We start from the raw sequence: 25086 nt of genomic DNA on the forward strand, positions 1-25086 counted from the left end.
CTCAGTTCCAGTCATGGCGTTGTGGAGGAATGCCGTTCAGCACCCAGTTGCCCAGCAGCTGATATTTCCAGCGCACCGGATCGTGCAGGGTGTGGACGCGGCCGTTGCGCCAGTGGCGATCAAGATTGAGGGCGATGCTGGTTGAGCGGGTGCCGCTAAGCTCAAACAGGCGGCTGGCGGCTTCCAGCGCCGCTTCGGTGGTAAAGACCTTGGCGCGCGCCACGGCGATAGACGCCTGAGCAACGTTATCCTCGCTCAGTGCGTATTTATAGCGATCGAGCACTTTGCCGGCCCGCTCCAGCAGCGCATCGGCGGCGGCCAGCCGGCTGTCAAGCTGGCCAATATGGTAGATAGTCAGCGGGTCTTCGCTGGCCCGCTCAACGCTGGCATCGATCCACGGGCGAGCAAACTGGCTGACAAAGTTCACCGTGTCGTTAAGCGCCGCGCGGGCAATCCCCAGGTCGATAGCGGCGGTGGTGAGCTGGGCAAACGGCCCGGCAAGGGTTGGCGTCGCGTAGGATTTCCAGGTCGGGAACAGGTGGAAAGGCTCGACGACAAGATTCTCCGCCAGGACCGTTCCGCTGGCGGTGGTACGCTGGCCGAGGCAGGCCCAGTCGTCGATGACCGTCAGCCCAGCCGATTCGCGCGGCACAAACGCCAGCTGCGCGTTATTCTCTGCATCGAGCGCCAGAATGCCGATCCAGTGGGCGTAGAGCGAACCGGTGCAGTAGCCTTTTCGGCCGGTGATGCTCAGACCGCGTTCGCTGGCCTCCAGGCGAGTGCGGATATCGAGTACCGTCTTGCCGCCGGTTTCAGAAAGCGCGTTGGCAAAGCGATAGCCTTGCAGCACCTGAGCGAAGAAAAATGCCTGCTGCTCTTCGCTGCCCTGCAGACGGATATCCTCCAGAAGACAGTAATGGTTCTGGGGAATTTGCCCCAGCGACGGGTCGGCGGCGGAAATAATCGCTATCACCTGGGCCAGCGTGGCGGCGGATACCTCGGCTCCGCCCCATTGCCGCGGGACGGTGATACCCCACAGGCCGCTATTGGAGTAGGTATCGATAATCTCCGGCGGCACGCTGCCGCTGCGATCGCGTTGCGCCGCGCTGGGCTGCAGTACCGCCGCGATTTCATGGGCGATGGCGATGGCTTCGTCATCGCTGCGGATAACGTATGCCTTTGGCGTCTGGCGGCAATAGTGAAGGGTCTGTTTTTCGTCGGGCATAGTCACATCTCATGGTTAATAAACGGCATATGCTAAAAATAGCTAAGTAAATGCCTAATAATTCCAGTGGGTTATATAACTGTTAAAGCAAAGGCTATGCCAGAACGCGTTTCTTATTTAATGTTTATTAAACAGTAAGTTAGTTTTTTGGTACGCGCTCGTACTGCTGCAATTGCAACGCAGAATGAATCAGCATGTTGGATTTGCGACAGTGGGCAGAGTGAACAGGCCGGGAGTCACGCAGGCGTTTCGGCCCCGGCTTACCGGGGCTCGAGTGTCATTGAGGGATGGCGGGGGATTATCGCGTCTGCCAGAGGATCTCCGGTTGAGCAAAATTTTCTTCGACGCGGGCAAAAAAACGGCTGGCGTGCAGGCCGTCGACAAAGGCGTGATTGAATTTGCCCGCGACCGGAATAATACCGTTTTTCAGCTTGCCCCAGGTGAGGGCGGGTACCGACGCGCCAACGTAATACTCAGCGTGAGTCATGGCGCTGAAATGCAGCCACGGCAGGCAGCTGGCGCAGAAGAAATTTTCGCCGTTGACGATAAGCGGCGCCGGCGCGGTGTGTTTTGCCGCCTCGATATTTGGCGTGGCGGCCTGACTGAAGGCGGCAAAATCGGCGGCATTCTCGCACCAGACCTGGCGGAAACCTTCCTGGGCGGTCATCACTGGCGTCATCACCGCCAGCTGGTCATATTCGATAATATCGTCGCCCAACAGCCGCTGTTTAAGCTGCGGCACCTCGTTCGCTGCGCGCACAAGGGCGAAGAGGGCCAGCTGGAAAAACGAGACGCCGCGATCTTTCGCGCACTCATATAGCCGCTGCGCCTCGACAGGAACGCAGAGATTAAAGCTGGGATTGGCAAAACCGCGATAAAAATCAAAATGATCTTTTCGCGGCCAGGTTTGTTTGTCAATGACGTGATAGTTGGCCACGGGCGTCTCCTGTTGAATCACTGTCTGACACTATGCGACGATTTCAATCAGGTTGCCATCGGGGTCTTTAATCACCGCTTCATAATAGCCATCACCGGTGGTCCGCGGCGCAGAAACCAGAATATCCTGCTCAGCGGCGCGTTTTGCCAGCCTGTCGACGTTCTCCGCGCCGCCAACGGTTATCGCCAGGTGCACCCAGCCGGTGTGGTTATTATCCGCCGTCAGCGCAGTCAATCCCGGCTTGGTCATCAGCTCAATGGCAATATCATCGCCGATCCTGACAAAAAAGGATTCAAACCCCGGGTTGGTCTGACTGCAGTACTTCTCATTTATCTCACCGTCGAAGAAGGCTACCCAGAAGCGGGCCTGTTGCTCAAGCTGACGGGTCCAAAGGGCGATATGGGCAATTTTCATGGCAAACCTCGATATAGGGTGTGTTGACAGTCAGGGCACGAATGCACGATTATGCGCTTTATTGCTCGATGAACAATCTTTCAGGAGTTATTTTTTGCTCGATTATGCTGCTTTTCCTAAACAACGACAAGCGCTTATTTGCCAGATCCTCCAGGAGAACGGCAGAGTGGTTTGCGCCGAACTGGCCAGCCGTCTGAACGTCTCCGAGCATACGATTCGACGTGATTTACATGAGCTTAGCCGCGAGGGATACTGCAAAAAGGTCTACGGCGGCGCGGTGATGACCCTGCCTGAGGCCGGTGACTACAGCGCGCGCAAAGAGAAAAATACGGCGACAAAAAGCAGAATCGCGCAGAAATGCGCAAAGCTGGTGAAGCCCGGCGGCTGCATATTCATTGATACCGGCACCACCAATCTGGCGATGGCGGAGGCGCTACCGGCGGAGCTGGCGCTAACGGTGGTCACCAACTCCCCCGAGATCGCTGCCGTATTGCTCAAAAAACCGCTGTATGACGTCGTGATGCTTGGCGGGCAGATCCAACGCGCCACCGGCGGCTGCGTGGGGGCCTCCGCCGTGGCGCAGATTCAGGGTATGCTTTTCGATCAGGGGTTTATCGGCGGCTGCGCCATGGCGCCTGAGTCGGGCCTGACAGGCTTTGACTATCCCGACTGCGAATTTAAAAAAGCGGTCATTAAACAGTGCAGCGAAATTATTGTCGGCCTGACCTCCGATAAGATCCCGGCGGTGGCGCGCTTCGTGGTGGTCGAGAGCAGCGCCATTGACGTACTGGTCGTGGAGGAAAATATTAGCCGGGAATATCGCGACGCGTTCAGCGAGCACGACATCCGTATTTATACCGTTTAAACGGTATGTTGGCCTACTTTGACAGCGAAGTGGCAATCAGGCGCAGGCCGAGCGCGCCCAGTACCGTGGCGGTGACGATATCAATCTTACGCTTCATGCGCAGATAGACGCTGCGCGGGCGGGCGGAAGAGAGCACCAGCGCCACCAGCGAATACCAGCTGACGTCGATCAGGAAGCTCATCAGCGGCACGATATAGTAAAAGGCCAACGGGATGCGTTCCGGCAGCAGGGCGGTAAAGATAGAGGCGAATACCAGCGCCGTTTTCGGGTTGCTGAGCTGGGTATAAAGGCCATCGCGGAAGGTTTTCAATAGTGAATGTTCCGCCGCCATGCCGCCTGCGGCAAAATCCATCGGCTGCGCCGCGCCGCGGTAAATTTTATAACCCAGCCACAGCAGATACAGGCCACCCGCAACCTTCAGGCCGATGAACATTTCCGGCACCGCCGTCAGCACTTTTTGCAGCCCCATCATGGCCATTATCGAAAAGATAGCCGCGCCCGCGCCGGTTCCCAGCGCGGTGACCAGACCGTGCACCCGCGAGCGCGCAACGGCGTTGCGGGCCACGTAAATAAAGCTTGGACCGGGGCTGATAACGCCCATAATGAGAACCGCGGCAATGGCCATCAGGCTGGATAAGAACATAAGCGCTCCTGGTTGATGTTGAGCGCTAAAGTCGCATGGGGCTCCGGCTCATCAATGTTTTCTCTGTCAAAAAATAAACAATCTTTACCGCGCTGTCACCAGGCTTTGCGGGACGATGTTTTATCTCATCCTCGAATAACGATTCCCATTTCGCGCGTCAGTGATAAACTGGCTAAATGTGATCTTTGTCATATCGTCATTAAAACAGAGAAAAGAGACACTGCTATGCAACATATCATTGAGGGCTTCCTCAACTTCCAGAAAGAGATCTTCCCGCAACGTAAAGAGCTCTTCCGCAGCCTGGCATCCAGCCAGAATCCCAAAGCGCTGTTTATCTCCTGTTCCGATAGCCGTCTGGTCCCGGAGCTGGTGACTCAGCAGGAGCCGGGTCAGCTGTTTGTGATCCGTAACGCCGGGAATATCGTCCCCTCATTTGGCCCTGAACCGGGCGGGGTTTCCGCGACAATCGAGTACGCCGTCGTCGCGCTGGGCGTGACCGATATCGTCATCTGCGGCCACTCTAACTGCGGCGCGATGAAAGCCATCGCCACCTGCCAGTGTCTGGAGCCGATGCCTGCCGTGTCCCACTGGCTGCGCTACTCCGACGCGGCGAAGGCCGTCGTGGAGAAGAAAACCTGGGCTAACGAGACCGATAAAGTCAACGGTATGGTGCAGGAAAACGTCATCGCCCAGCTGAACAATATTAAAACCCACCCCTCCGTTGCCGTCGGCCTGCGCGACAGCACGTTGCGTCTGCACGGCTGGTTCTACGATATTGAAAGCGGCGACATTCGCGCGCTGGATAAAAACAGCAAAACCTTCGTGTCGCTGTCGGAAAACCCTGACGTCTATTTCGAATAAATTCCTCTCAGGGCACGGAAGCCCTGCGAAGCCCGCCTTCCTGCCATAAATTTCCCGTCTGCCATACTCATTACGACTTCCTGAATGATTCTGAAGGAGATGTGATGATTACGCTGTGCGCAACCTGCGGTACGTCTTACGACGATCGCGGCAATACCCTGAACCATTGTCGTATCTGTGAGGATGAACGCCAGTACGTCCCGGCCAGCGGACAGGCCTGGATTAAACCTGACGATCTGATCGCGACGCATATGAATAAATGGCAGCAGCATAACGAACGGCTGTTGAGTTTCAGGACGGTACCTAAATTTGCTATCGATCAGCGCGCTTTTCTGCTGCTCACGCCGCAGGGGAATATTCTGTGGGACTGCATCGCTAATCTTGATGCCGCCAGCAAAACGCTGATCACCGCGCTTGGCGGGATAAAAGCGATCGCCATTTCTCATCCTCACTACTACACCACGATGCAGGACTGGGCAGCAGCCTTTGATGCGCGCATTTATCTTCATGCCAGCGATCGCGAATGGATCATGCGCGATAGCCCTGCCATCACATTATGGGAAGGGGATGCGCTGGAGATCCTTCCGTCGGTACGGTTGCTGCGCCTGGGTGGGCATTTCGCCGGGGGAACCGTTCTGCACTGGGCAAAAGAGGGAGGTATTATGCTGGCGGGAGATATTATCCAGGTCACGCCGGGCGCACGCGCCGTTTCTTTTATGTGGAGCTATCCTAATCTGCTGCCTTTGGCGGCCCCCAGCGTCGAGAATATCGTTGAGCGTTTGGGCGATGCGCCCTTCGGGGCGCTGTATGGCGCCTTCGAAGGGCAGAACATCACCAAAAATGCCCGTCAGATCGTACTGGATTCAGCGCAGAAGTATCTCGACTGTCTGCGCACGACGGCGGGCCGCTGAGAGGTCCGCCGCCGCAACGGGTTACAGCACGCCGTCGCCGCCGTCGGAGCACCACACCTGGCCGGAGGTGAAGGAGCAGGCATCTGAGGCAAGGGTAACGTACAGCGGCGCGATCTCCACCGGTTGCCCTGGACGGCCCAGCGGCGTATCGGCGCCGAACTGACGCACTTTTTCTTCCGGCTGGCCGCCGCTTGACTGCAGCACCGTCCAGTAAGGGCCGGGCGCGACCGCGTTCACCCGGATACCTTTCGGCCCCAGCTGTTTAGCCAGCGACTTCGTGAATGCCACCAGGCAGGCTTTGGTTTGCGCGTAGTCCAGCAGGATGGGGCTCGGCTTAAAGGCCTGCACGGATGAGGTGTTAATAATTACGCTGTGTTCTTTAAGATGACGCAGGGCGGCTTTTGTGATCCAGAAGGCCGCATAAACGTTGGTTTTAAAGGTGGCGTCAAAGTCGGCGGTGGTTAACTCTTCCAGCGACTCGCAATATTGCTGGCGTCCGGCGTTATTGACCAGAATATCCAGTCCGCCGAGTTGGCTGGCGGCCTGCTCGACCAGGGATTCACAGAAGGCTTCATCGCGCACATCGCCCGGAATCGCTACGGCTTTACGCCCTTCGGCCTCAATCAGGGCAATCACGGTTTCAGCATCGGACTCCTCTTCCGGCAGATAGTTGATCGCCACGTCGGCGCCCTCGCGGGCGAAGGCGATCGCTACCGCGCGTCCAATGCCGGAATCACCGCCGGTGATCAGCGCGCGCTTACCTGCCAGCCGACCGGAACCGACGTAGCTCAGTTCGCCGTGATCCGGCTGCGGCTTCATCTCTTCGGCAAGACCCGGCGGCGATTGCGGCTGGTCAACAAAGGGGGGACGGGGATACTTCGCGGTATTGTTAGCGTTCTCGCTCATACTGACCTCCTCGTGTTAAAAGATTAAGCGTAGTTCCCAGGTCAGCCTGTCGTGGATGATTGACGAATAATCGAACGGATTCGTTTTTATAATTTTTGCGCTTACGTTCATCTCTGAACGGTAATTTACTGATTGCCGGGAAACTTTTCGAAATGTGAGGCGGGAGAGGCGTTTAGTATTTTAGGATTATTCTATCGCAAGCCTGACGGTATATTTAGCGCATTTTACTGCGGCCTGGCGGTAATATTTTCTCCGCCTGTCGAGCCAGGAAATATATTTCTCAGACGATTCATTAGCCATTAGCTTGTGAAAATGAACATCAGCACCCAGACTTATTAAGACAAGATGAAAATACGCCGGAGGTGTTGTTGATGAAAAAGTTACTGCCAGTTATTTTTTGTTCGTTGATGGCTCAGGGCGTTTTTGCCGCGGATGATGGCGGGTTTAAAAAAGACGCTGCGCCGCCGCCGCCGCACAAGATTGATGATGGCTATCGTGGGACCGAGGACGGGCGAATCATGACCGTGCGCCAGGCCATGGAAATGCATGATGGGGCCACCATCTCATTACGCGGCAATCTTATCGAGCAGCAGGGTGATGACCGCTACAGCTTCCGCGATAAAACCGACACCATAGGGGTCATTATTCCCGCGGCAGTTTTTGATGGCCGGGAAGTGAAGCCCGATCAGATGATCAGCATTAACGGCAGTCTCGATAAGAAAATGACGCCGCCAGTGGTGCGGGTCGACCGGATCCAGAAATAACCTTGCAAACAGGAGGAATAGATGTCCGTACAGCATCCAGCCGACCCGGATAAACGCGGTCGTCATCCGTCGAAAGAGGATCCGCGCGAGCAGGGTGAAGTTCCGCGTAAAAGAGACGACAGCGAAGATCATAAAGAAGATCCCTGGCATCCCCAACCTGAAAAACGCTAAAACTAGCCGCCGTCAACGGGCGGCTAGTTCTCTTTCTTAAAGATCGAAGGGCGCTAACCGTCTGCGTGAGCGGCTCGCCGGCTGCGATATCGCCCTGGCTATTGCTGCGCCGATTTCCGCGCAGGCGGTAATCCCCTGAACGAAAGGCTGGTCGTGCATCAGCCAGGGGATTGCGGCGAAGGCGATACGCCCGCGCGCTACGGGCGGCTCTCTTAACGTATAATCGTCGCCAACCTCCGGGATCTCTTCGCCCGTCGCCATCAGTTGCTCCCTCAAATGCGGGAAGGGGAGATCTTTATTTTTCAGCGCTTTTTGCCCCCTCGCATCAATAAACACGTCAAACGTATAGCGATTATGCCCGCTGGTAATCACCGTCTTCTCCTGCTGCACCGCCATATCATAATCATGCCCTAAGGCGAGAATGCCGATCGCGCCCGCTTCGCGCAGCGCCAGCAGTCGGCGGATAGACTCCGAAGGAATGGCGGCATAGCAGTCAATAAAGACCCGGGCAAGGCCGTTTTTGAATCGCTCCCGGTCGCGGTCATTAAGGTGGGGCACCATCGCCTGAACGGCTTCATGCAGCCGCAGGATAACGTAGCGCCAGGGGACCGTGTAGCGCGCGCGCTTGTTACGCTCAACTTCTTCAAGGTTATCCATCGCCCAGTGGAAAGGGTTATGCTGCTGGCGTTTAGCAAACCACGCTTCGCTGAAGCTATCGGCGTTAAGGCTGTGAAGGGCGATATTTTCGCTCCACAGGGGGTCGGCCAGGGCAATTTCCTGCGCCAGCAAAGCAAAGACCCGGTCAAGCAGGCCGTCGCTTCCTGCGGCGATGGCATTTTCCATTGCGCTGTCGGTGACGATTTCCAGCGGCTCCCAGGGAATAGGACAGTAAAAATCCGCTTCCGGAAGAATGCCGGAGCGCGACATCAGCACGATGTGCAGCGCCTGACTGGTTTCGTTAAGCCTGAAGGTGAGCGCCTCATCGTCGGAACCGATAAACTGACCGTGCTGGACGGCGACGGCCATTGCGGCATCAATTCCGCTTAGCGAGGTGCCCATAATTCCCACCCGGCAGGGCGGAATGGTGGCTTCCATCAGCCCAGACCACGGACTGGGAAACCAGGTGCGGGTTGACTCTTCTTCATCCGGCCAGACATGACCGGTGGCAAGCACCGCGAGGTCAAACACTTCGGCGACGGGCTGCTCCTCCACCCACAGCCTCACTCCTTCTTCGGTCGCCTGCAGGTCGCTGACCCGACAGGACTCATTGACCTGGACGTTAAATCCCAGTTCCCGGGCCTTTACGACCAGCGCAAGAAACTGGTCGCGAAAGTATTCGCCCAGCAGGATGCGCGGCAAAAACTGGCGATCGTGCAATGTTTCATACTCTACGCCATAGCGCGCCAGGCGCGACGGGCTCTGGGCTTTTAGCCAGTCAAGATAGGTGCTTTGTACAGGAGGGATTTCAATACTGGCGATATTGGCCAGCATCATGCGCGAATTCTCTTCATCGTTATAGGGCATACCCACGCCCGCTTCCTCGGCCTGCTCGTAAATTGACACGTCCAGCGGCTCGCCCTGTTTAAGCAATGAGAACAGGGTATAAATCCCGGTAGGACCTGCGCCGATAATGGCAATTTTCTTCATAATGACTGACCCGCCGTTGTTGTTATCACATTTGTTATCGGTGGCCTTCCGCCAGTTGAAAAGCTCCACGATAGTTCATTTCCGGGTAACGGAAATCTGGCACAATAATTGTGGTTCAAAATGTGGAAGAGGGCCAATCGCTGGCGCGCCTCTCCCTTGTGATGAGCCGACGAGACGCGGTTTTCAGAACCAGGTTTCGAGCAGGGCGCCGAAGAACAGCGTACCAGCGCTATGGTATCCGGCGCTGCCGAAGGTGTCCGTTGAGGAGTAGTTATCCAGCGATTTATCCCAGCGCATCCAGGTGGCAAAAAAGCGGATTTCCGGACGCTCAAAGAAGTCCGTTACGTTTTGCAGCTTGAAGGTAGGAGCAAACGTCAGCTTGTAGTAGCTACCGCTGGCGGCGCTGTTGCCGTTAAAACCTTTCGGGTCGATATCCATATACTGATAGCTGGTTTCGTATTGCAGGGCGAAATTCTGATTAATTTGCTGAATGATTCTTGCGTTCAGGGTGACCCAGTCGTAATGGTCAGAATCGATATAGCGATTATTGCTGCTCTGAGCGACGATCAGCGGCGCGAAGCTCAGCCTGTCGGTGAGGGATGTGATACCGTAAGAGGCGAACTTCACGGTCCATGCCGGTTGAATCAAATAACCGTCGGAGCCCGGGCCGCGAACTTCAGCTCCCAGCGCGCGGCCATAAAGCAGCGCGGTTTTCGTACTGCCGGGGCGCAGGCCGTAGAAGCTGTCGCCGTGGTACGCCAGCATGGTGTTAAACCCTTGCGAGGCCGCTTTATCCGACGCCAGACCATCGTTTATGCGTTTGTCGTTGTCCTGCGAGTAGAGGCCGTTGAGCATCCACTGCCAGTTCGCCAGACGGTGATTAAGCGAGAAGGTATAGTTTTGAATATACGTGTTATCCGCGCCGGTCATGTTGTTATATTCAACGTTGTCCATCGTATCGATATCGTTGAAATTACGGCCATATACCGCGAGGTTGGTCTTGATATCTCCCCAGAAATTCACATCATAAATACCGGCGCCGGTACCGATTAAATTCATCATATCGGAATCAAGCCAGTGAATATCGAAGTTATCCCGATCTTCCCGCTTACCGGCCCACAGCGTCGCCTGTTTAAACGCGCCGCTAAATGCGGGCATATCGCTCATTTCGACAAAAGCCTGACGGACGTTCATCTGGCCGTTAAAGGAACTGTCGGTATTATAGGTTTTATCCCACTCGGCGATTTTCATGTAATAACGCAGCTGGCTATTGTTATCATATTTTCGCCGGTAGTTAATATCGGCGGTCACATAGGTATCCGACTCATTGCCAAGGCGACCGACGCTCCCCCCGGTGCTGCCTGCAGGCGTCAGGGAAGGCCCGACGGTACTGGTTGTGCCCTTGCTTGTTAATATGCCGCTGCGCGCGTAACCGCCGAAGGTGATTTCCTGAAGCTTCGCCTGCGCGACGACATTCTGCGCCGGCTGGTTTTTTATTAACGCCAGATCCTGGTCGGTTTTGTGCTCAACGGCCTGCAGTCTTTCTTGCGCGCGCGCCGCGTTTTGTTCGGCGCTGGCCGCTCTTTTTTCCGCGCGATCTATTTTCCGCGTCGCATCCTGTAACTGGATGCGCGACTGCTTTAATTCGGCCTCAAGTCTTTCAAGCCGGGCATTAATTTCATTCAGGGTGGTATCCGCCGCAGCGGCGGATGCTGGCAAAGCCAGCGCGCAGAGCGTAAGCATATAGGCTTTCATCATTTATACCTGTACAAGAGTGGCTGTGCTCTGGACGTGCGGGTGCAGAGCACAGATGACTGTGCTAATAAACGGGATAGTTATCCGCAGGCTAAATTAATATTCGGGTTGTATTATTTTCAGCTCTCTTTGCGGGTGTTAGCAGTTTTGACAAAAAGGAATGTAATAATAAAAGCAAAAATAAACACCGCGAGTCCCACGGTAATATAGGTGACAAACTGATAGCGATCGTAGAGATACATTAGCGGCGACAGCAGGACCGCCAGACCGTATGAGTTCGCTTTTATCGACAGCAGCGACAGAATCATGCCGCCCAGCGCCGAGCTGGTGAGCATCACCATTATCGCCCGAAGCCCGGATTGCATCACGATACCGAATAAAGCCGGTTCCGAGACGCCTAATAGCTGAGTAATGGTCGCGGAAATTCCGGCGGTTTTAAACGCGATATTTTTCGCCTTCAGTGAAATAGCCAGACATACGGCGGCGTTGGCAAAACCGTACATCGCGCAAACCGTAATGAGTGGATTAAACCCGGTGCCGGCAATCAGCGAGGTTTCAATCATAATAAACATGTGATGCATTCCGGTCATTACGGCAATGGGATAGATAAAGCCGATTAACAGGCCGCCAATACCCGCAGGCAGCGTCAAAAATTGCTGAATAGCCATCACGGCGTAGTGTTCAAACCCATGTACCAGCGGACCTAAAATCAGTAAAGCGATGGCCACAGCAATCAGAATGACGATAAACGGCGTGAAAATCAGGTCCATCGAGTTGGGCATCACCCGGCGGAAAAAGATTTCCAGTTTTGCGCCGATAATACCGGTGATGAGTGCGGTCAAAATTGACCCCTGATAGCCCACCAGCGGAATAACGCCAAACACATAAATCGGGCTGCTATTGCCGTACGCCACGTCATAGGCGTTCGGCAGCGCCGGGGAAACCAGCATCAGGCCGATTAAAAAACCGATAATCGGCGTACCGCCAAACTTCTTAAAGGCTGACCAGCAGATAAACGCCGCCAGGAAGGCGAAAGCGGTATCGCAAAGTACCGTGGTCAGCGTTTGCAGGGCCGCCGGAACCTGATGGACGCTGCTGCCAAACCACGCCTGCACGGTATCATTAAAAATGACCCCTTTCAGACCGAGAAACAGACCGGTCGCCCCGAGAACCGGGACAATTGGCACAAAAACGTCCGATAAGTTGCGTATTCCCCGCTGTAATCGGCCCGAACTCTGCTTCGTCATTTCATCCTTACTGACTTCGGCAACCTGATATTCGTTAACAAACTCCTGATAAACCTTATTGACGATCCCGGTACCGAGGATTATCTGATACTGACCGGAATTGAAAAATACGCCTTTAACTTCGCTGATATTACGGACTTTATCATCATCGATTTTCTGCCGGTCTTTTACCTGCAAACGTAATCGGGTGGCGCAGTGGGTGGCGGAAGCAATGTTTTCCTTGCCGATGGTATTCACTATCTCAACGGCGATATTTTTATATTTGTTCATATTTAACTCATTCCTTAACGAGAATGGTTTGATAAGGTTTCAGGGTGGCGTCGGCGTCGGCATAATTATTGAGTACAATCTCTCCTGCCGGGAGCGTGTAAGGCAGATGCTGCGCGCTTAAGTTGGTGATAGAGATAAAACGTTCGTTGTGTGTTGCGCGCTGGTAGGCAACGATACGCTCGTCAACGTCCTCCACGGCGGCGAATGACCCATAAATCAGCGCTTGCGGATAGTGCTTATTCCGCAAGGCGATCATCTTCTGGTAAAACGCGAACACCGAATGCGCATCGTTTATCTGGCTTTGCGCATTGACGCTAAAGTCGGTTGAAGAAAACGCCAGCCAGGGCTGCGCGCCCTGATTAAATCCGCCGTTGACGCTATTCGACCACGGGAAGGGCGTTCGCGAGTTGTCCCGGGAGCGCTGATTAATAAAGCCTAACGCCTGCTGTTCAGAGAAACCTTCCGCCAGGGAGCGGTGATAGTTATCCAGACTGGAAATATCGTCAAATTCCGCAATTGACTGCCGGCAGAAATTTTTCATCCCCAGCTCCTGGCCCTGGTAAATAAACGGCGTTCCGGCCATAAAGAAGTACATCGCGGCCAGCGCTTTGGCACCGATGTCATTTTGGTAATCCGCGTCGCGGATGAGTTTGGACAGCGCGCGGGGCTGGTCGTGGTTTTCAATAAACGTCGTCCCCCAGCCGGCCTGACAAAAAGCGCGCTGGCTGGCAAAAAGCGCTTCTTTGAATTCGCTCACGCGCCAGTTGCGCTGCTTAAACCACTCCGAGCCGTTCTCGACATCGATATCGGCAGCGTGAAAATCGAAGATCATATTGAAATAGCCGTCCGGCCCGATATAGCTGTCGTACTCCTGCAGAGGCACGCCGGGCGCTTCGCCCACCGTCACGCAACGATGGCGGTTGAAGGTGTGTTCTTTCAGCTCGTGCAGAAAACATTCAATTCCCGGACGGTTGCGCGATTTCGTTTTAATGGAGGCCAGTCCATCGACGCCGTCGGCGGGCAGGGAGGCGTAATCCTGATCTTTTTTAATAAACGTAATCGCATCGATGCGAAAACCGGCGATGCCTTTATCCAGCCACCAGTTAATCATGGCGTAGATTTCCTGGCGCAGCTGCGGGTTTTCCCAGTTCAGGTCGGGCTGTTTTTTATGAAAAACGTGCAAATAGTAGCACTCTTCGCCAGCCACTTTTTCCCACGCGCTGCCGCCAAAAATCGAACGCCAGTTATTAGGCGCGGCACCAGCAACGGCGGGCTTAAAGATATAGTAATCACGGTATTTTGAGGCAGGGTCCGCCAGTGCGGCCTGGAACCAGCGGTGTTCATCGCTGGTATGATTAACCACCAGATCCACCATGATCCCAATCCCCAGTTCGCCTGCCTGCTTAATCAGGTCGTCAACATCCTGCAGCTGACCTAAATCGGGGTTCACTGCATAGTAGTCGGCGATATCGTAGCCGTTGTCCGCACCCGGCGAGAGGTAAAACGGCGAGACCCAAATCATGGTGATGCCCAGCGTTTTCAGATACGGCAGTTTCGCGATTATCCCCTGGATATCGCCAGTGCCATCGTTATTGCTGTCATAGAAGCTTTTTGGGTACACCTGATAAATGACCGCTTCCTTCCACCATGCCCCTTGTTGTGACTGATTCATCGTTTCTCCTGAGTATGAAATCGATACCATATTGAGTTAAAAAAAATTACGCCGAGGCCCGGATGACCAGTTCCGATTTCAGGTCTTCCTCGTCATAGCGATAGTGCGTGTTGTTGATCAGGGCCAGCAGGCGTTCTACCGAGATGCGGCCCAGTTGCTCAATGGGTTGGCTAACGGTAGTGAGCGGAATATGCACCATCTCCGCCACCGGAAGGTTATCAAAGCCCATGACCGCCAGTTCGCCGGGAACGCTGACGCCGTTGGCCGAGAGCGCAGAAATTAAGCCGCAGGCGACTTCATCGCTGCCGGCGAAAATTGCATCGGGACGTTCGCTTTTAGCCATCTGTAGGATCTGCTCAGCCAGACGCTGCCCGTCGCGCCAGGTGTGGACGTGGCGGAAAACCAGCCGCTCGTCAATCGGTTGCTGCCCCTGCTGCATGGCGGCAATAAAGCCGCGGTTCCTTCTGCTACCGTGGCCCTTTTGCTGGAATGCGCCGCCGGTAGAGTAGGCGATTCTTCTATACCCTTTATGCAGCAGCCAACTGACGGCGCGATAGGTCGCCAGTTCATCGTCCATTCTGACCACGGGCAGAGTCGTGTTATCGATGCTGGTGTTGCACAGCAGGATCGGACCATATTTCTGATATTGCTCGATCACGTCCTTATCACTTTCGACGGCGCACAAGATAAGGCCGTCGATGATCTTTTTCTTCAGCAGATCGAGACAGTTCTCCTCTTCGCCCGCGCTATTGTGGTTCTGAACGATCAGCACTGAGTAGCCGTGTTTACGCGCGGTGACTTCGAGAGCATCCACCAGGCTGGCGAAAAAGGGGTTAGTGATCCTCGAAATGAGTACGCCAATGCGGTGGGTTTTCACGCCGCGCATCTGCTGCGCGACGGTGCTTGGCTCGTAATCGAGCTCTTTCATTGCCGCGAGAATTTTTTCCTTTTTATCTTCAGCGATATAAGGATGATTGTTCAGGAAGCGGGAGACCGTCGTCACCGACAGACCTGCTTTTTCTGCTACGTCTTTTATGGTTGCCATGATGGTTATGAAATCGATATCACATGGGCATAAAATATTTTTGCTGACCGGCCGGGTCAACCGCCTTGTTATAAAACATGATCTGACTCACAATAAATTTTTCCTGCGCTATCCGCGTGCTACGGTTTGCGTATCCGTTGAAGGTGAGTTCGCGACGCGGACCGCCGGGTCGGCAAGACCGTTCGGGTCTGAGCGTGGGGAGGGGAGAAGCGGCGCAATGAATAATGCACGGTATTTTGTTTTGCTAATATTCCTGGTTTGCCGCGATGAACTTGACATATTAAACCTGATTGCTATTCCTTAAGCTGGCGCCGCGATGATAAGCGCAACGGTGAGGTGAAAAATGGTCAGTGAAAAAGAGAAGCTGCCCGGGATAAAAGAGAGTGAACTTTTTCTTAATTTTGAATGCGCTGCTCGTAAGATCGGGCTCGGGATATTATTATTAATCATCTTCGCAGCGCTGGCCGGGATTTTTTCCACCGGCTATTTGAGCCGTGCTGAAAAAACAAATGCCCAGCAAAATTTAACCGTGGTTTATGAGCGTTTTGGCCGTTTGCAAACTGAGTTCCGACTAAAAATTACTGCCCATTCGCGCGTCGCCAATAAATATGTTTTTAGCCTTGGCGGTGATTTTACTTCATCGCTCGAAACCAATACTATCTGGCCCCAGCCAGATAGCATGTACAGTAAGGACGATCGACTCTTTTTGGTTTATAATAATTTGAAAAGTATGGAAAATTTTTCCATATGGCTCTACGTTACGCCCACCGCTCCCGGCAAGCTGAACCACGCTTTACAGCTTAATAGCGAACCTGAAATTCGCTTCTGGCAATTTATTTATCCTTAGGAGAACGTGATGGAGATGGTGTTGCGGGCGCTGGCCATTTATTTAATTTTGCTGGTGGTTTTTAAAATCGCCGGACGCCGGGCGCTATTACAAATGACCAGCTTTGATCTGATTTTATTACTTATCATCAGCGAAGCGACACAACAGGCGCTGCTGGGGAACGACTTTTCGGTTACCGGCGCCATGCTGACGATTATCACGCTGGTGGTGGTGGATATGCTCTTTGGATTAATGAAAAAATATATGGCTGGCGCCGAGTCAGCGCTTGATGGCTGCCCGGTAATTTTAGTCGAAAACGGCGTTCCGTTAATTGATAAACTCAAAAAAGTGGATGTCTCCTGCGATGATATTCTTGTGGCCGCACGGCAGAATCAGGGTATTACGGAATTAAGTAAAATCAAATATGCCATACTGGAAAGGAACGGACATATTTCTATTATTCCTGCTGAAAGTTAAGAAGGTATCTTTATGGCGAATAATCCTTATAACCAGGCGAAAACCACCGGTGAGCTGACCAAACAAGTCGCCATCGCATTGACCGACCGTCGTTTACGCTTAACCACCGCTGAGTCGTGTACCGGGGGAAGCCTGGCGGCAGCGCTGTGCGCGGAGGAGGATACGGCTGCGTTTTACGATATTGGTTTAATCACCTTTAGCGACCGTGCGAAGCAAAAACTTCTCGGCGTTAAGGCTTCGACGCTGGAAAAGTATAGCGCCGTCAGTCGACAGGCCGTGGAAGAGATGTCGGCGGGCGCGCTGGAGTGTTCCGGAGCGGATATCAGCATCGCGATAAGCGGATACGCTGGGCCGGACGGCGGCGAGGACGGGACGCCTGCGGGAACCGTCTGGTTCGCATGGAATTTTCGCGGCGCAATCGACGCGCAGAAGGTGCTGTTTTCCGGCGGCTGCCAGGATGTCGTTGAGAAATCCGTACGCTACTCGCTGGCGATGCTGATGGAGAAACTGCCCGGCTGGCAGGGCGAATAACACTTTCATGGCGGAGGTTCTATGGCGGTCATGACGATCACCGGCGGTACTGCGGGCGTCGGCAAAGCAACGGCTGTTCGCTTTGCGCGGGCAGGCTATGACGTGGGGATTATCGCCCGCGATCGTCAAAGCCTTGAAGCGACGCAGCAGGCGCTGCGGCAGTTTGGCGTTCGGGTGCATGTCGTTCAGGCCGATGTCGCTGATGCGGATGCGATTAACACTGCCGCCTGCGAGATCGAAAAGCAATTAGGGGCTATCGAGGTGTGGGTCAATAACGCCATGTGCGCGGTGCTGGCGCCTTTCAGGACGATGACCCACGATGAATTTTCGCGGGTCACCGAAGTCACCTATCTTGGTTACGTCAACGGCACCCGCGCCGCGCTGGAGCTAATGACGCCCCGCGATCGCGGCATCATTATCCAGGTCGGTTCCGCGCTGGCCTATCGCTCCATTCCGCTACAGTCCGCCTACTGCGGGGCGAAGGCCGCGATTCGGGGCTTTACCGATGCGGTTCGCACGGAACTGATGCATGAAAAGAGCGGCGTGAGTATCTCAATGGTACAGATGCCTGGCCTGAATACGCCGCAGTTTGAGTGGGCGCGCAATAAGTTTGCCTGGGCGATGCGCCCGGTGCCCCCCGTCTATCAGCCGGAGGTGGCCGCAGAGGCTATCTTCAACGTTGCACGCAGGCCCGTGCGTGAACTCTGGGTGGGGAGCAGCACAATCCAGTCTATCGTTGGGCAATTTCTCTTCCCCGGCTTCCTCGATCGACTGATGGTTAATAAAGCATGGGAAGGGCAAATGACCCGGCACAGGAATGTCGCTGACCGGCAGGATTATCTACAACAGCCGGTCAGCGGACTGCATAAAACCCACGGGCGTTTTTCCTCAGAGGCGAAGTATCGCGCCGCCGCCATCACCTCCGGCGTGCCGGGAAAAGCGCTACTCGGCGGCGCGGCAGCGGCGGGATGGTTGTTGGCAAAATGGTTTATCTCGCGTAAAAAACGCTAACGCAGCGCGCTACTGTTGGTCCAGAACCATCGGTAGCCATAGGCGCCAATCTCCAGCTCAACGCGTTTACCCGCTACAAGGTCGTCAGCATAGGTTTTGTCGGCCAGGCAGGGCGTCCAGACGCCCTCGGCAATCTCTTTCGCGGTGAAGCGCACGCGCTTGTCGCTGAAATTAAGAAAGGTGATGACGCGGCGTTGGTCGGCATCGTAGCAAATCCCCAGAATCGCCTGCCGATCGATGCCGATAATGCGAAAAGGCGCAACGGCGATTTCCGGAAACTCGCACCGCGTATTGGCGATATCTATAATGCGATGCAGAAGGGAATGGCGGTGCAGCAGCGAATCAGCGACGTTGACCTTCTGATAGCGAAACGGCCCCTTATCGATCAATGGAGCGACAAAAGTAGCAGGATCGGCTGCGGAGAAACCGCCGCCCGCTGAGCCGGCCCATTGCATCGGCGTGCGCACCGCGTAGCGCTCTTCCAGGGCCAGATTGTCACCCATCCCAATTTCATCCCCGTAGCGCATTATCGGTACGCCGGGGAGCGAAAAGAGTACGGCATGACAGAGCGCCAGCCGCCGCCGATCGCCGTTCAGCATGGGGGCCAGCCGACGGCGGATACCGCGCTGGTAAACGTTCATCTCCTTATCCGGGGCGAAGGCATCCATCACGGTTTGCTTTTTCTTGCGGCCTACCCCTTCAAGATCCAGTTCATCGTGATTACGTAGCCAGTTGGCGAAGCAGCAGGCGTCGGGCGGCACGATGGTTTTCGTGATGGCGTCGATCAGCGGACGGGCGTTCTTACTCGCGAGACTGACGTAAAAATTTTTGTTCAACCAGAAGTTAAGCACCATATTAAGTCGATTATTATCGCCAAAATAGTCGCGATACTCCGCCACCTCAACGTCGACTTCGCCGAGCAGTATGGCCTGCGGGTTGTGCCGTTCAATCAGGCGGCGTAGATGTTCGAGAAGCCACAGCCCGCGTTTCTCCTCGCCGCGTCCGGCCTGCTTAGTCAGATGTGAGGCCGCATCGAGGCGAAAGCCGGACACCCCCAGCTTTAGCCAAAAAATGACGATATTTTCGACCTCTTTGATGACCGCTGGCGAGGCCAGGTTGAGATCCGGTTCATGACGATAAAACATATGCCGATAATATTGCCCGGCCTCAGCATCCCAGGACCAGATGCTCTCTTCGACGCCGGGGAACATCGGCGGCGTATCATCATCATCGTTGTCTGACCACAGGTAATAGTCGCGAAACGGCGAGCGTCGACTGCGGCGCGCTTGTTGAAACCAGGGGTGCGCGTCAGAGGTATGTTGAATCAGCAATTCAATAATGACCTGCATCCCCAGTTCACGGGCCTGCTCGATAAAGGCAATGATATCCGCCAGTTGTCCAAAGCGCGGATCGACCTGCAGATGATCGCTGACATCGTAACCCTCATCCAGAAAAGGCGTCAGGTAGAAGGGCGTTATCCAGATCACCGTCGCGCCCATTCGGCGAATATAGCGCAGCTTCGCCGTCATTCCGGCGATATCGCCGCAGCCATCGCCGTTGAGATCGTAAAACAGGGCTGAATCAATCTGATAAATGATGGCTCGCGTATGCCAGTCCGCCATAGCGCACCTCAGTGATAGCCTTCAGTGCCGGAAACTTTGCCGCGGAATACGTAGTAGCTCCATGCGGTGTAAACCAAAATCACCGGAATGATAAGCAGGGTCCCTACCAGCATAAAGAGCTGGCTGGCGGGCGGCGCGGAGGCTTCCCACAGCGTAATATGCGGAGGGATGATGTTGGGCCAGAGACTGATACCCAGACCACTAAAGCCAAGAAAAATGAGCCCAAGCGTAAGCAGGAAAGGGCGGGCATGGCTACCAGGATGGGCGCTTAACCGCCAGATCCACAGGCTTAAGGCAATGACCAGTACAGGAACGGGTACAAACCAGTAGAAATTAGGCAGGGTAAACCAGCGCTCAGCCACGGAGGGCCAGCCCAGCGGCGTCCAGACGCTCACAACGGCGATGACCGCCATCAGCGCCAGAAGCGTGTGGCGAGTCAGCTCACGCATGCGCTGTTGTAGGGCGCCTTCGCTTTTCATAATCAGCCAGGTCGTACCAAGCAGCATATACGCGACGACCAGCCCTAAGCCGCAGAACAGGCTAAAGGGCGTCAGCCAGTCGAGCGCCGAGCCGGCAAACCTGCGGTCGGCGACCTCAAAACCGTTGATGACCGCGCCTACCACCATCCCCTGGCTAAAGGTCGCCAGCAGGGAGCCGCTGACAAAAGAGTAGTCCCAGAACTTTTGATGCGAGGGGGTGGCCTTGAAGCGGAACTCAAAGGCGACGCCGCGGAAGATCAGGCCAATGAGCATGGCGGTGAGCGGGATAGCCAGCGCATCGGTGATAACGGCGTAGGCCAGGGGAAAGGCGCCAAATAGCCCCGCGCCTCCCAGCACCAGCCATGTCTCATTGCCATCCCACACCGGGGCGACGCTATTCATCATCACGTCGCGTTCTTGAGCATTCGGTACAAAGCCGAATAAAATTCCGATGCCAAGATCGAAGCCGTCCATAACGATATACATCAATGTGGCGAATACAATGATGACAAACCAGATAACGGGGATATCGATGCCCATTAGCGAGTCTCCTCTTCAGGCACGGCTTCTGCGGCAGAAAGGGGGCGAGCCGGCGTGCCGGACGTTGACGATGTCAATTCGCTGACGGGCTGCGGCCCTTTCTTAATAAGCCGGACAATGTAGTAATAACCGACGCCAAAGACCGAACAGTACACCACGATAAAGACCAGCAGGCTGACGACCATTTGCGCCGTGCTGTGCAGCGAAACCGCATCCTGGGTGCGTAAAAAACCATAAATGACCCAGGGCTGACGTCCCGCTTCGGTCGTGATCCAGCCGGCCAACAGCGCCAGCAGTCCTGCCGGCCCCATCGCCAGGGCGCTCCACTGGAAGGCGCGAGAGTGGAAAAGACGCTGCTGATAGCGAAGCCACAGGCTCCAGACGCCGAGGGCAATCATCAGCACGCCCATACCCACCATGATACGGAACGACCAGAAAACGATGAGGGAGTTTGGCCGATTCTCTTTCGGAAAATCTTTCAGCGCCGGGACCTGCTTATCCAGGCTATGGGTCAGGATCAGGCTGCCAAGCGCCGGAATTTCCAGCCCGTATTTGGTACGCTCTTCCTCCATATCCGGTATGCCAAACAACAGCAGCGGGGTGGCCTCGCCGGGTTTATTCTCCCAGTGGCCTTCTATGGCGGCGATTTTTGCCGGCTGATGCTCAAGGGTATTGAGGCCGTGCATATCGCCAACGAAGGCCTGAATTGGCGCAACCAGCAGGGCCATCCACATCGCCATGGAGAACATTTTACGTATGGCAGGGGTATTGTTCCCGCGCAGAAGGTGCCAGGCGGCAGAGGCGCCCACGAACATCGCACTGCTGAGAAAAGCGGCGATCGCCATGTGTAACAGGCGATACGGGAAAGATGGGTTGAAAATAATCGCCAGCCAGTCCTGGGGAATGACGTGACCGTTTTCAATGGTAAAGCCCTGCGGCGTCTGCATCCAGCTATTGGAGGCGAGGATCCAGAAGGTGGACATTAGCGTGCCGAGCGCCACCATGCAGGTGGTGAAAAAATGCAGTCCTGGGGGGACTTTGTTCCAGCCAAAAAGCATGACGCCCAGGAAGCCCGCTTCGAGGAAAAACGCGGTGAGGACTTCATACAGCAGCAGGGGACCGGTAATACTCCCGGCAAACTGAGAGAAACCGCTCCAGTTGGTACCGAACTGATAGGCCATCACCAGGCCTGATACCACGCCCATGCCGAAATTAACGGCAAAAATCTTCAGCCAGAAATTATATAACGAGCGCCAGACGTCATCTTTTGTCCGCAGCCACATCCCCTCCAGCACCACCAGATAGCTGGCCAGTCCGATGGTAATCGCCGGAAACAGGATATGAAAAGAGACGGTAAATGCGAACTGTAGCCTTGCCAGATTAAACGCATCGAGTTCAAACATGTTCTGAACCCCATCACATAACAACCCCCCGAACCAGGCAGGGGGAAGTGATTAACAACCGATCGTTGCTGATTACGGCTTTTTCTTACCCGCGCCAAGTTCTGCGCCGGTGAGAGGATCGCCTTCCGGGTCGGATTGGGTGCGTTTCGCCATGGTTTTCACCAGGGCCTTTTGTTCGGCCGTTAGCTTAACGCTGGCACCGCCATCTCCGCCATCTACTGCAGGCTGCGGATTCGCAATATACTCGAAGTGCAGATCGCTATTCCAGCTGCCGCGAATGTCATCGCCCTCTGACATATTGTAGTAGGTGCTGGCGTAGTCAGTGATTGGCGGTAGTTTGCCCGGCGGATAGTTGTTTCTGATGGATTGAAGCGCCTTCTCAAAAGAGAGCTGATGGGCGGCTTCTCGGGTCATCAGAAAGGCCAGCGCATCCTTCACGCCGGGGTCATCGGTGACGTTTATCAGGCGCTCATAGATGATTTTAGCGCGCGCCTCGGCGGCCACGTTGGAGCGTAAATCCGCGGTGGGTTCACCAATGGTGTCAATGTATGCTGCGGTCCAGGGCACGCCGGCGGAATTGGTCAGCGGCGTGCCTCCGCCATATAACAAAGAGGTAATATGGCTGTCGTTGCCGTTAGCGGTAAGCGAGCGGTACAGATCGGCTTCGTTTTCCGTACCTTCCGCCAGGGCGCCTTTCGCCCCTTTATTGAGCATACCTACCAGCGAGCCGATAATTTCAAGGTGGCTCAGCTCTTCGGTAGCAATGTCCATCAGCATATCCTTGCGACCCGGATCGTCATCGCTCAGGCCCTGTGTGAAATATCGGCATGCGGCGGCGAGTTCGCCCTGAGGGCCGCCGAATTGCTCCAGAAGGAGATTAGCCAGCCCCGGATTAGGTTCCGCGACCCTGACGGTATACTGAAGTTGCTTAACGTGTCGGAACATAGGCTCTTATCCTTATTGCTTATTTTTTAGCTTCAACGCCTTTTGCGTCAGAGCGCAGAAGGAACTCTTCCGTTGTTTGCGGGATATGTTTCAGCAGCCAGTCGGCCATGGCCCGCTCTTCCGCCAGAATGGATTCGATGGCGGGAATAGACGCGGTGTCACCGGCTCTTTTCGCAGCGGCAAGCAGAGAGGTATAACACGCGATTTCAAACTGTTCGAAAACATAGCCGCTAATTGAACCCTTAACGATTTCATCGGAAGGGAACATGCCGCCAATAGATTGACCTAACGCAGCCATTTTACTCATTGAATCTTTCAGCACCGACCGCGATATATCATTACGATCCAGAATCTCTTCCAGAACCGTAATTTGGCGCTTGGTTTCGGTGACGTGCTGTTCAATTCTGCTGCGCAAATCGGGGTAGTTATCGATACGGCCAGCCATCGACTCCAGCATGGATTCTGCTTGTTTTTCCATTGCATGCGCATCGCGTAGCCAGTCGTGATAGTGTTCAACGTGATTCATAATGAACTCCTTAATATCAGGTTATTTTCTGGCTATTTATTTTGTGCTTCTTTATTAATATTGCCGACCGCCAGGTCAGTTAATTTCAGATCGGTTGACTTCTCTTCTTCTAACGTTTCTGTTAAAAGCTTAACCGCTTTTTTATAACCCAGCTGTTGGGCTAAAGTGGCGAGAGTGCCGTAGCTGGCAATTTCATAATGTTCAACTTTTTGCGCAGCGGCAATTAACGCGGCATCGCGCACTTCATTTTTCTCAGTACTCTCAATAACCTCGTTAGCTTCTTCTATAAGCCCCTCCATCGCCACGCATTTCATGCGCTTAATTTTGATATTGGCTTCTTGTTCGACAATTTGATCGATACGTTCAATTTGCCCCTGGGTCTCCTCGAGATGCGCTTTGAATGCGGCGCTAAGCTGCTCGCTTGACGCCGCCCGGGCTAGTTTAGCCAGGCCGCGGGTTAATTGTTTTTCCGCGCTATAAGTATCCGATAACAGATGAATAAAAACGTCTTCTATGCTCTTCATATTCATTGGGAATATCCTTAATGCTAGAGAATAACTGCGAGTCCGCAGACCCGCAGGATACTCTTATTAATTACAAGAGAATGAATCGATTAATAATCAGGAGTTGTCAGATTTGCGTCCGCCACCATGACTATTTTGACCGCCTTTTTTACCGGCCTCAGATGCACGTTGCGGATCGTTTTTAAAATTACCACCGCTGTGCTGACCGCCTTTACGTCCAGCTTCAGATGCTTTATCACGGTCTTCAGCGAAATTACCGGAACCACCACGATGTTCTGCCATATTTTCATACCTCTGTGAGTTTATGTCAGGTAGATACGATTTAATTACGTATCCGTTGTCGTTCAGCAATTAAATTTAGTCGGTATTTTTGAACAGTCAAACCGGTTTGCGGTGATATTTTTTGAAATAATCTGAATTATGCCGTGGCTACCGTTCCGCTTGTTTAAAGTGGCTGCGAGCATAACAGGCTAGGAACTAACGAAAACATTTATATTGCTGCAGGATATATTTATGACCGCTGCGTTAATACGGGGGGACTCGGGCGACGCGGGGCTTTACGTCTCTTTACATAAGCGCCAAAAATAAGTTGTCGGAATCGTGAAAGATATTAAGAACACAACCGGGAAAAATCAGAAAATAGCGTTTTGCCAATGCTGAAGGTCATTTTAGGATAATTCAATGCGGGAGAGAAATAAGGCACCAGATCACGAGGCTGTGAAATGGTGCGTCCGAGTGGACTCGAACCACCGACCCCCACCATGTCAAGGTGGTGCTCTAACCAACTGAGCTACGGACGCATTATGGTGCGTTTAATTGGACTCGAACCAACGACCCCCACCATGTCAAGGTGGTGCTCTAACCAACTG

26 protein-coding genes and 1 tRNA gene are annotated in these 25086 nt (G+C 54.3%); 9 read left to right on the plus strand and 18 right to left on the minus strand.

Annotated elements, in window-relative coordinates; genetic code table 11:
* Position 1: 1 nt before the first annotated feature.
* The 3 genes from ABLV75_RS10115 to ABLV75_RS10125 form a co-directional block, all read right to left on the minus strand.
* Positions 2–1225 carry an SfnB family sulfur acquisition oxidoreductase gene (locus tag ABLV75_RS10115; protein ID WP_004102763.1) on the minus strand — a complete coding sequence of 408 codons (1224 nt, stop codon included), beginning with the start codon at positions 1223–1225 and terminating at the stop codon, positions 2–4.
* A gap of 298 nt (positions 1226–1523) precedes the next feature.
* A complete protein-coding gene (locus ABLV75_RS10120; RefSeq protein ID WP_004102761.1) occupies positions 1524–2162 on the minus strand; it encodes a CatA-like O-acetyltransferase, family 1 in 639 nt (212 codons plus the stop codon).
* 30 nt (positions 2163–2192) lie between these two features.
* Positions 2193–2576, minus strand: coding sequence for a VOC family protein (locus ABLV75_RS10125; protein ID WP_004102759.1), 384 nt, complete (start codon positions 2574–2576; stop codon positions 2193–2195).
* A 94-nt stretch (positions 2577–2670) separates the two neighbouring features.
* On the opposite strand from ABLV75_RS10125, the gene ABLV75_RS10130 reads away from it, so the two are divergent.
* Positions 2671–3441: a DeoR/GlpR family DNA-binding transcription regulator gene (locus ABLV75_RS10130; protein ID WP_004102758.1), complete on the plus strand. Its 771-nt coding sequence runs from the start codon at positions 2671–2673 to the stop codon at positions 3439–3441.
* 13 nt (positions 3442–3454) lie between these two features.
* Here ABLV75_RS10130 and ABLV75_RS10135 read toward each other — a convergent pair whose 3' ends face one another.
* Positions 3455–4084, minus strand: a complete 630-nt coding sequence (locus ABLV75_RS10135; protein WP_004102757.1) for a LysE family transporter — start codon at positions 4082–4084, stop codon at positions 3455–3457.
* A 225-nt stretch (positions 4085–4309) separates the two neighbouring features.
* Between ABLV75_RS10135 and ABLV75_RS10140 the strand changes: the two genes are divergently transcribed.
* Complete coding sequence (locus tag ABLV75_RS10140) at positions 4310–4945, plus strand: carbonic anhydrase (RefSeq protein WP_004102756.1); 636 nt, start codon at positions 4310–4312, stop codon at positions 4943–4945.
* A gap of 104 nt (positions 4946–5049) precedes the next feature.
* Entirely contained in the window at positions 5050–5856 is an 807-nt protein-coding gene (locus ABLV75_RS10145; RefSeq protein WP_004102755.1) for an MBL fold metallo-hydrolase, read from the plus strand.
* Between the two features lie 21 nt (positions 5857–5877).
* Here ABLV75_RS10145 and ABLV75_RS10150 read toward each other — a convergent pair whose 3' ends face one another.
* Positions 5878–6762 carry an SDR family oxidoreductase gene (locus ABLV75_RS10150; RefSeq protein WP_004102753.1) on the minus strand — a complete coding sequence of 295 codons (885 nt, stop codon included), beginning with the start codon at positions 6760–6762 and terminating at the stop codon, positions 5878–5880.
* 371 nt (positions 6763–7133) lie between these two features.
* Between ABLV75_RS10150 and ABLV75_RS10155 the strand changes: the two genes are divergently transcribed.
* Together ABLV75_RS10155 and ABLV75_RS10160 are read left to right on the plus strand one after the other, a co-directional pair.
* Positions 7134–7526, plus strand: coding sequence for a YdeI family stress tolerance OB fold protein (locus tag ABLV75_RS10155; protein WP_004102737.1), 393 nt, complete (start codon positions 7134–7136; stop codon positions 7524–7526).
* A 21-nt stretch (positions 7527–7547) separates the two neighbouring features.
* Entirely contained in the window at positions 7548–7697 is a 150-nt protein-coding gene (locus ABLV75_RS10160) for a hypothetical protein (protein WP_004102735.1), read from the plus strand.
* Between the two features lie 36 nt (positions 7698–7733).
* Here ABLV75_RS10160 and ABLV75_RS10165 read toward each other — a convergent pair whose 3' ends face one another.
* The 5 genes from ABLV75_RS10165 to ABLV75_RS10185 form a co-directional block, all read right to left on the minus strand.
* The gene (locus ABLV75_RS10165) at positions 7734–9344 is read right to left on the minus strand and encodes an FAD-NAD(P)-binding protein (RefSeq protein WP_032704860.1); all 1611 of its coding nucleotides are present in this window, start codon (positions 9342–9344) and stop codon (positions 7734–7736) included.
* Positions 9345–9527: 183 nt separating this feature from the next.
* On the minus strand, positions 9528–11102 hold the full coding sequence (locus ABLV75_RS10170) for a carbohydrate porin (RefSeq protein WP_004102731.1): 1575 nt from the start codon (positions 11100–11102) through the stop codon (positions 9528–9530).
* 116 nt (positions 11103–11218) lie between these two features.
* Complete coding sequence (locus ABLV75_RS10175) at positions 11219–12616, minus strand: PTS transporter subunit EIIC (protein WP_004102730.1); 1398 nt, start codon at positions 12614–12616, stop codon at positions 11219–11221.
* A 7-nt stretch (positions 12617–12623) separates the two neighbouring features.
* The gene (locus tag ABLV75_RS10180) at positions 12624–14288 is read right to left on the minus strand and encodes an alpha-glucosidase (protein WP_004102728.1); all 1665 of its coding nucleotides are present in this window, start codon (positions 14286–14288) and stop codon (positions 12624–12626) included.
* A gap of 46 nt (positions 14289–14334) precedes the next feature.
* Positions 14335–15333: a LacI family DNA-binding transcriptional regulator gene (locus ABLV75_RS10185; protein ID WP_004102726.1), complete on the minus strand. Its 999-nt coding sequence runs from the start codon at positions 15331–15333 to the stop codon at positions 14335–14337.
* Between the two features lie 343 nt (positions 15334–15676).
* On the opposite strand from ABLV75_RS10185, the gene ABLV75_RS10190 reads away from it, so the two are divergent.
* Genes ABLV75_RS10190 through ABLV75_RS10205 form a run of 4 tightly spaced genes read left to right on the plus strand, consistent with a single transcriptional unit; the run spans position 15677 to position 18178 of the window.
* Positions 15677–16180: a hypothetical protein gene (locus ABLV75_RS10190; protein ID WP_004102724.1), complete on the plus strand. Its 504-nt coding sequence runs from the start codon at positions 15677–15679 to the stop codon at positions 16178–16180.
* A 9-nt stretch (positions 16181–16189) separates the two neighbouring features.
* Positions 16190–16636 (plus strand): YetF domain-containing protein, encoded by a 447-nt coding sequence (locus tag ABLV75_RS10195; protein ID WP_004102722.1) that lies wholly within the window; start codon positions 16190–16192, stop codon positions 16634–16636.
* A 12-nt stretch (positions 16637–16648) separates the two neighbouring features.
* Entirely contained in the window at positions 16649–17167 is a 519-nt protein-coding gene (locus ABLV75_RS10200; protein ID WP_004102720.1) for a 2-oxo-tetronate isomerase, read from the plus strand.
* 21 nt (positions 17168–17188) lie between these two features.
* On the plus strand, positions 17189–18178 hold the full coding sequence (locus tag ABLV75_RS10205; RefSeq protein WP_004102718.1) for an SDR family oxidoreductase: 990 nt from the start codon (positions 17189–17191) through the stop codon (positions 18176–18178).
* On the opposite strand, the gene ABLV75_RS10210 is transcribed toward ABLV75_RS10205, so the two are convergent.
* The 8 genes from ABLV75_RS10210 to ABLV75_RS10245 all read right to left on the minus strand — a co-directional run bounded on the left by ABLV75_RS10210 (position 18175) and on the right by ABLV75_RS10245 (position 25017).
* Positions 18175–19800, minus strand: coding sequence for an alpha-amylase family protein (locus ABLV75_RS10210; protein WP_004102717.1), 1626 nt, complete (start codon positions 19798–19800; stop codon positions 18175–18177). The genes ABLV75_RS10205 and ABLV75_RS10210 overlap by 4 nt on opposite strands.
* Positions 19801–19808: 8 nt before the next feature.
* Positions 19809–20819, minus strand: a complete 1011-nt coding sequence (gene cydB / locus ABLV75_RS10215; RefSeq protein WP_004102716.1) for a cytochrome d ubiquinol oxidase subunit II — start codon at positions 20817–20819, stop codon at positions 19809–19811.
* A complete protein-coding gene (locus ABLV75_RS10220) occupies positions 20819–22222 on the minus strand; it encodes a cytochrome ubiquinol oxidase subunit I (RefSeq protein ID WP_004102715.1) in 1404 nt (467 codons plus the stop codon). The genes cydB and ABLV75_RS10220 overlap by 1 nt, the downstream gene beginning before the upstream one ends.
* 72 nt (positions 22223–22294) lie before the next feature.
* Positions 22295–23167: a manganese catalase family protein gene (locus tag ABLV75_RS10225; protein WP_004102714.1), complete on the minus strand. Its 873-nt coding sequence runs from the start codon at positions 23165–23167 to the stop codon at positions 22295–22297.
* Positions 23168–23186: 19 nt separating this feature from the next.
* Positions 23187–23693, minus strand: a complete 507-nt coding sequence (locus ABLV75_RS10230) for a ferritin-like domain-containing protein (protein WP_004102713.1) — start codon at positions 23691–23693, stop codon at positions 23187–23189.
* Between the two features lie 32 nt (positions 23694–23725).
* A complete protein-coding gene (locus ABLV75_RS10235; RefSeq protein WP_004102712.1) occupies positions 23726–24223 on the minus strand; it encodes a ferritin-like domain-containing protein in 498 nt (165 codons plus the stop codon).
* Between the two features lie 90 nt (positions 24224–24313).
* On the minus strand, positions 24314–24499 hold the full coding sequence (locus tag ABLV75_RS10240) for a general stress protein (RefSeq protein ID WP_004136767.1): 186 nt from the start codon (positions 24497–24499) through the stop codon (positions 24314–24316).
* A gap of 441 nt (positions 24500–24940) precedes the next feature.
* Positions 24941–25017: transfer RNA gene (locus ABLV75_RS10245), tRNA-Val, on the minus strand.
* Positions 25018–25086: the final 69 nt, after the last annotated feature.

Origin of the sequence: Klebsiella sp. CN_Kp066 (assembly GCF_040065135.1) — a bacterium.
In the GTDB taxonomy this organism is placed as follows: domain Bacteria; phylum Pseudomonadota; class Gammaproteobacteria; order Enterobacterales; family Enterobacteriaceae; genus Klebsiella; species Klebsiella oxytoca.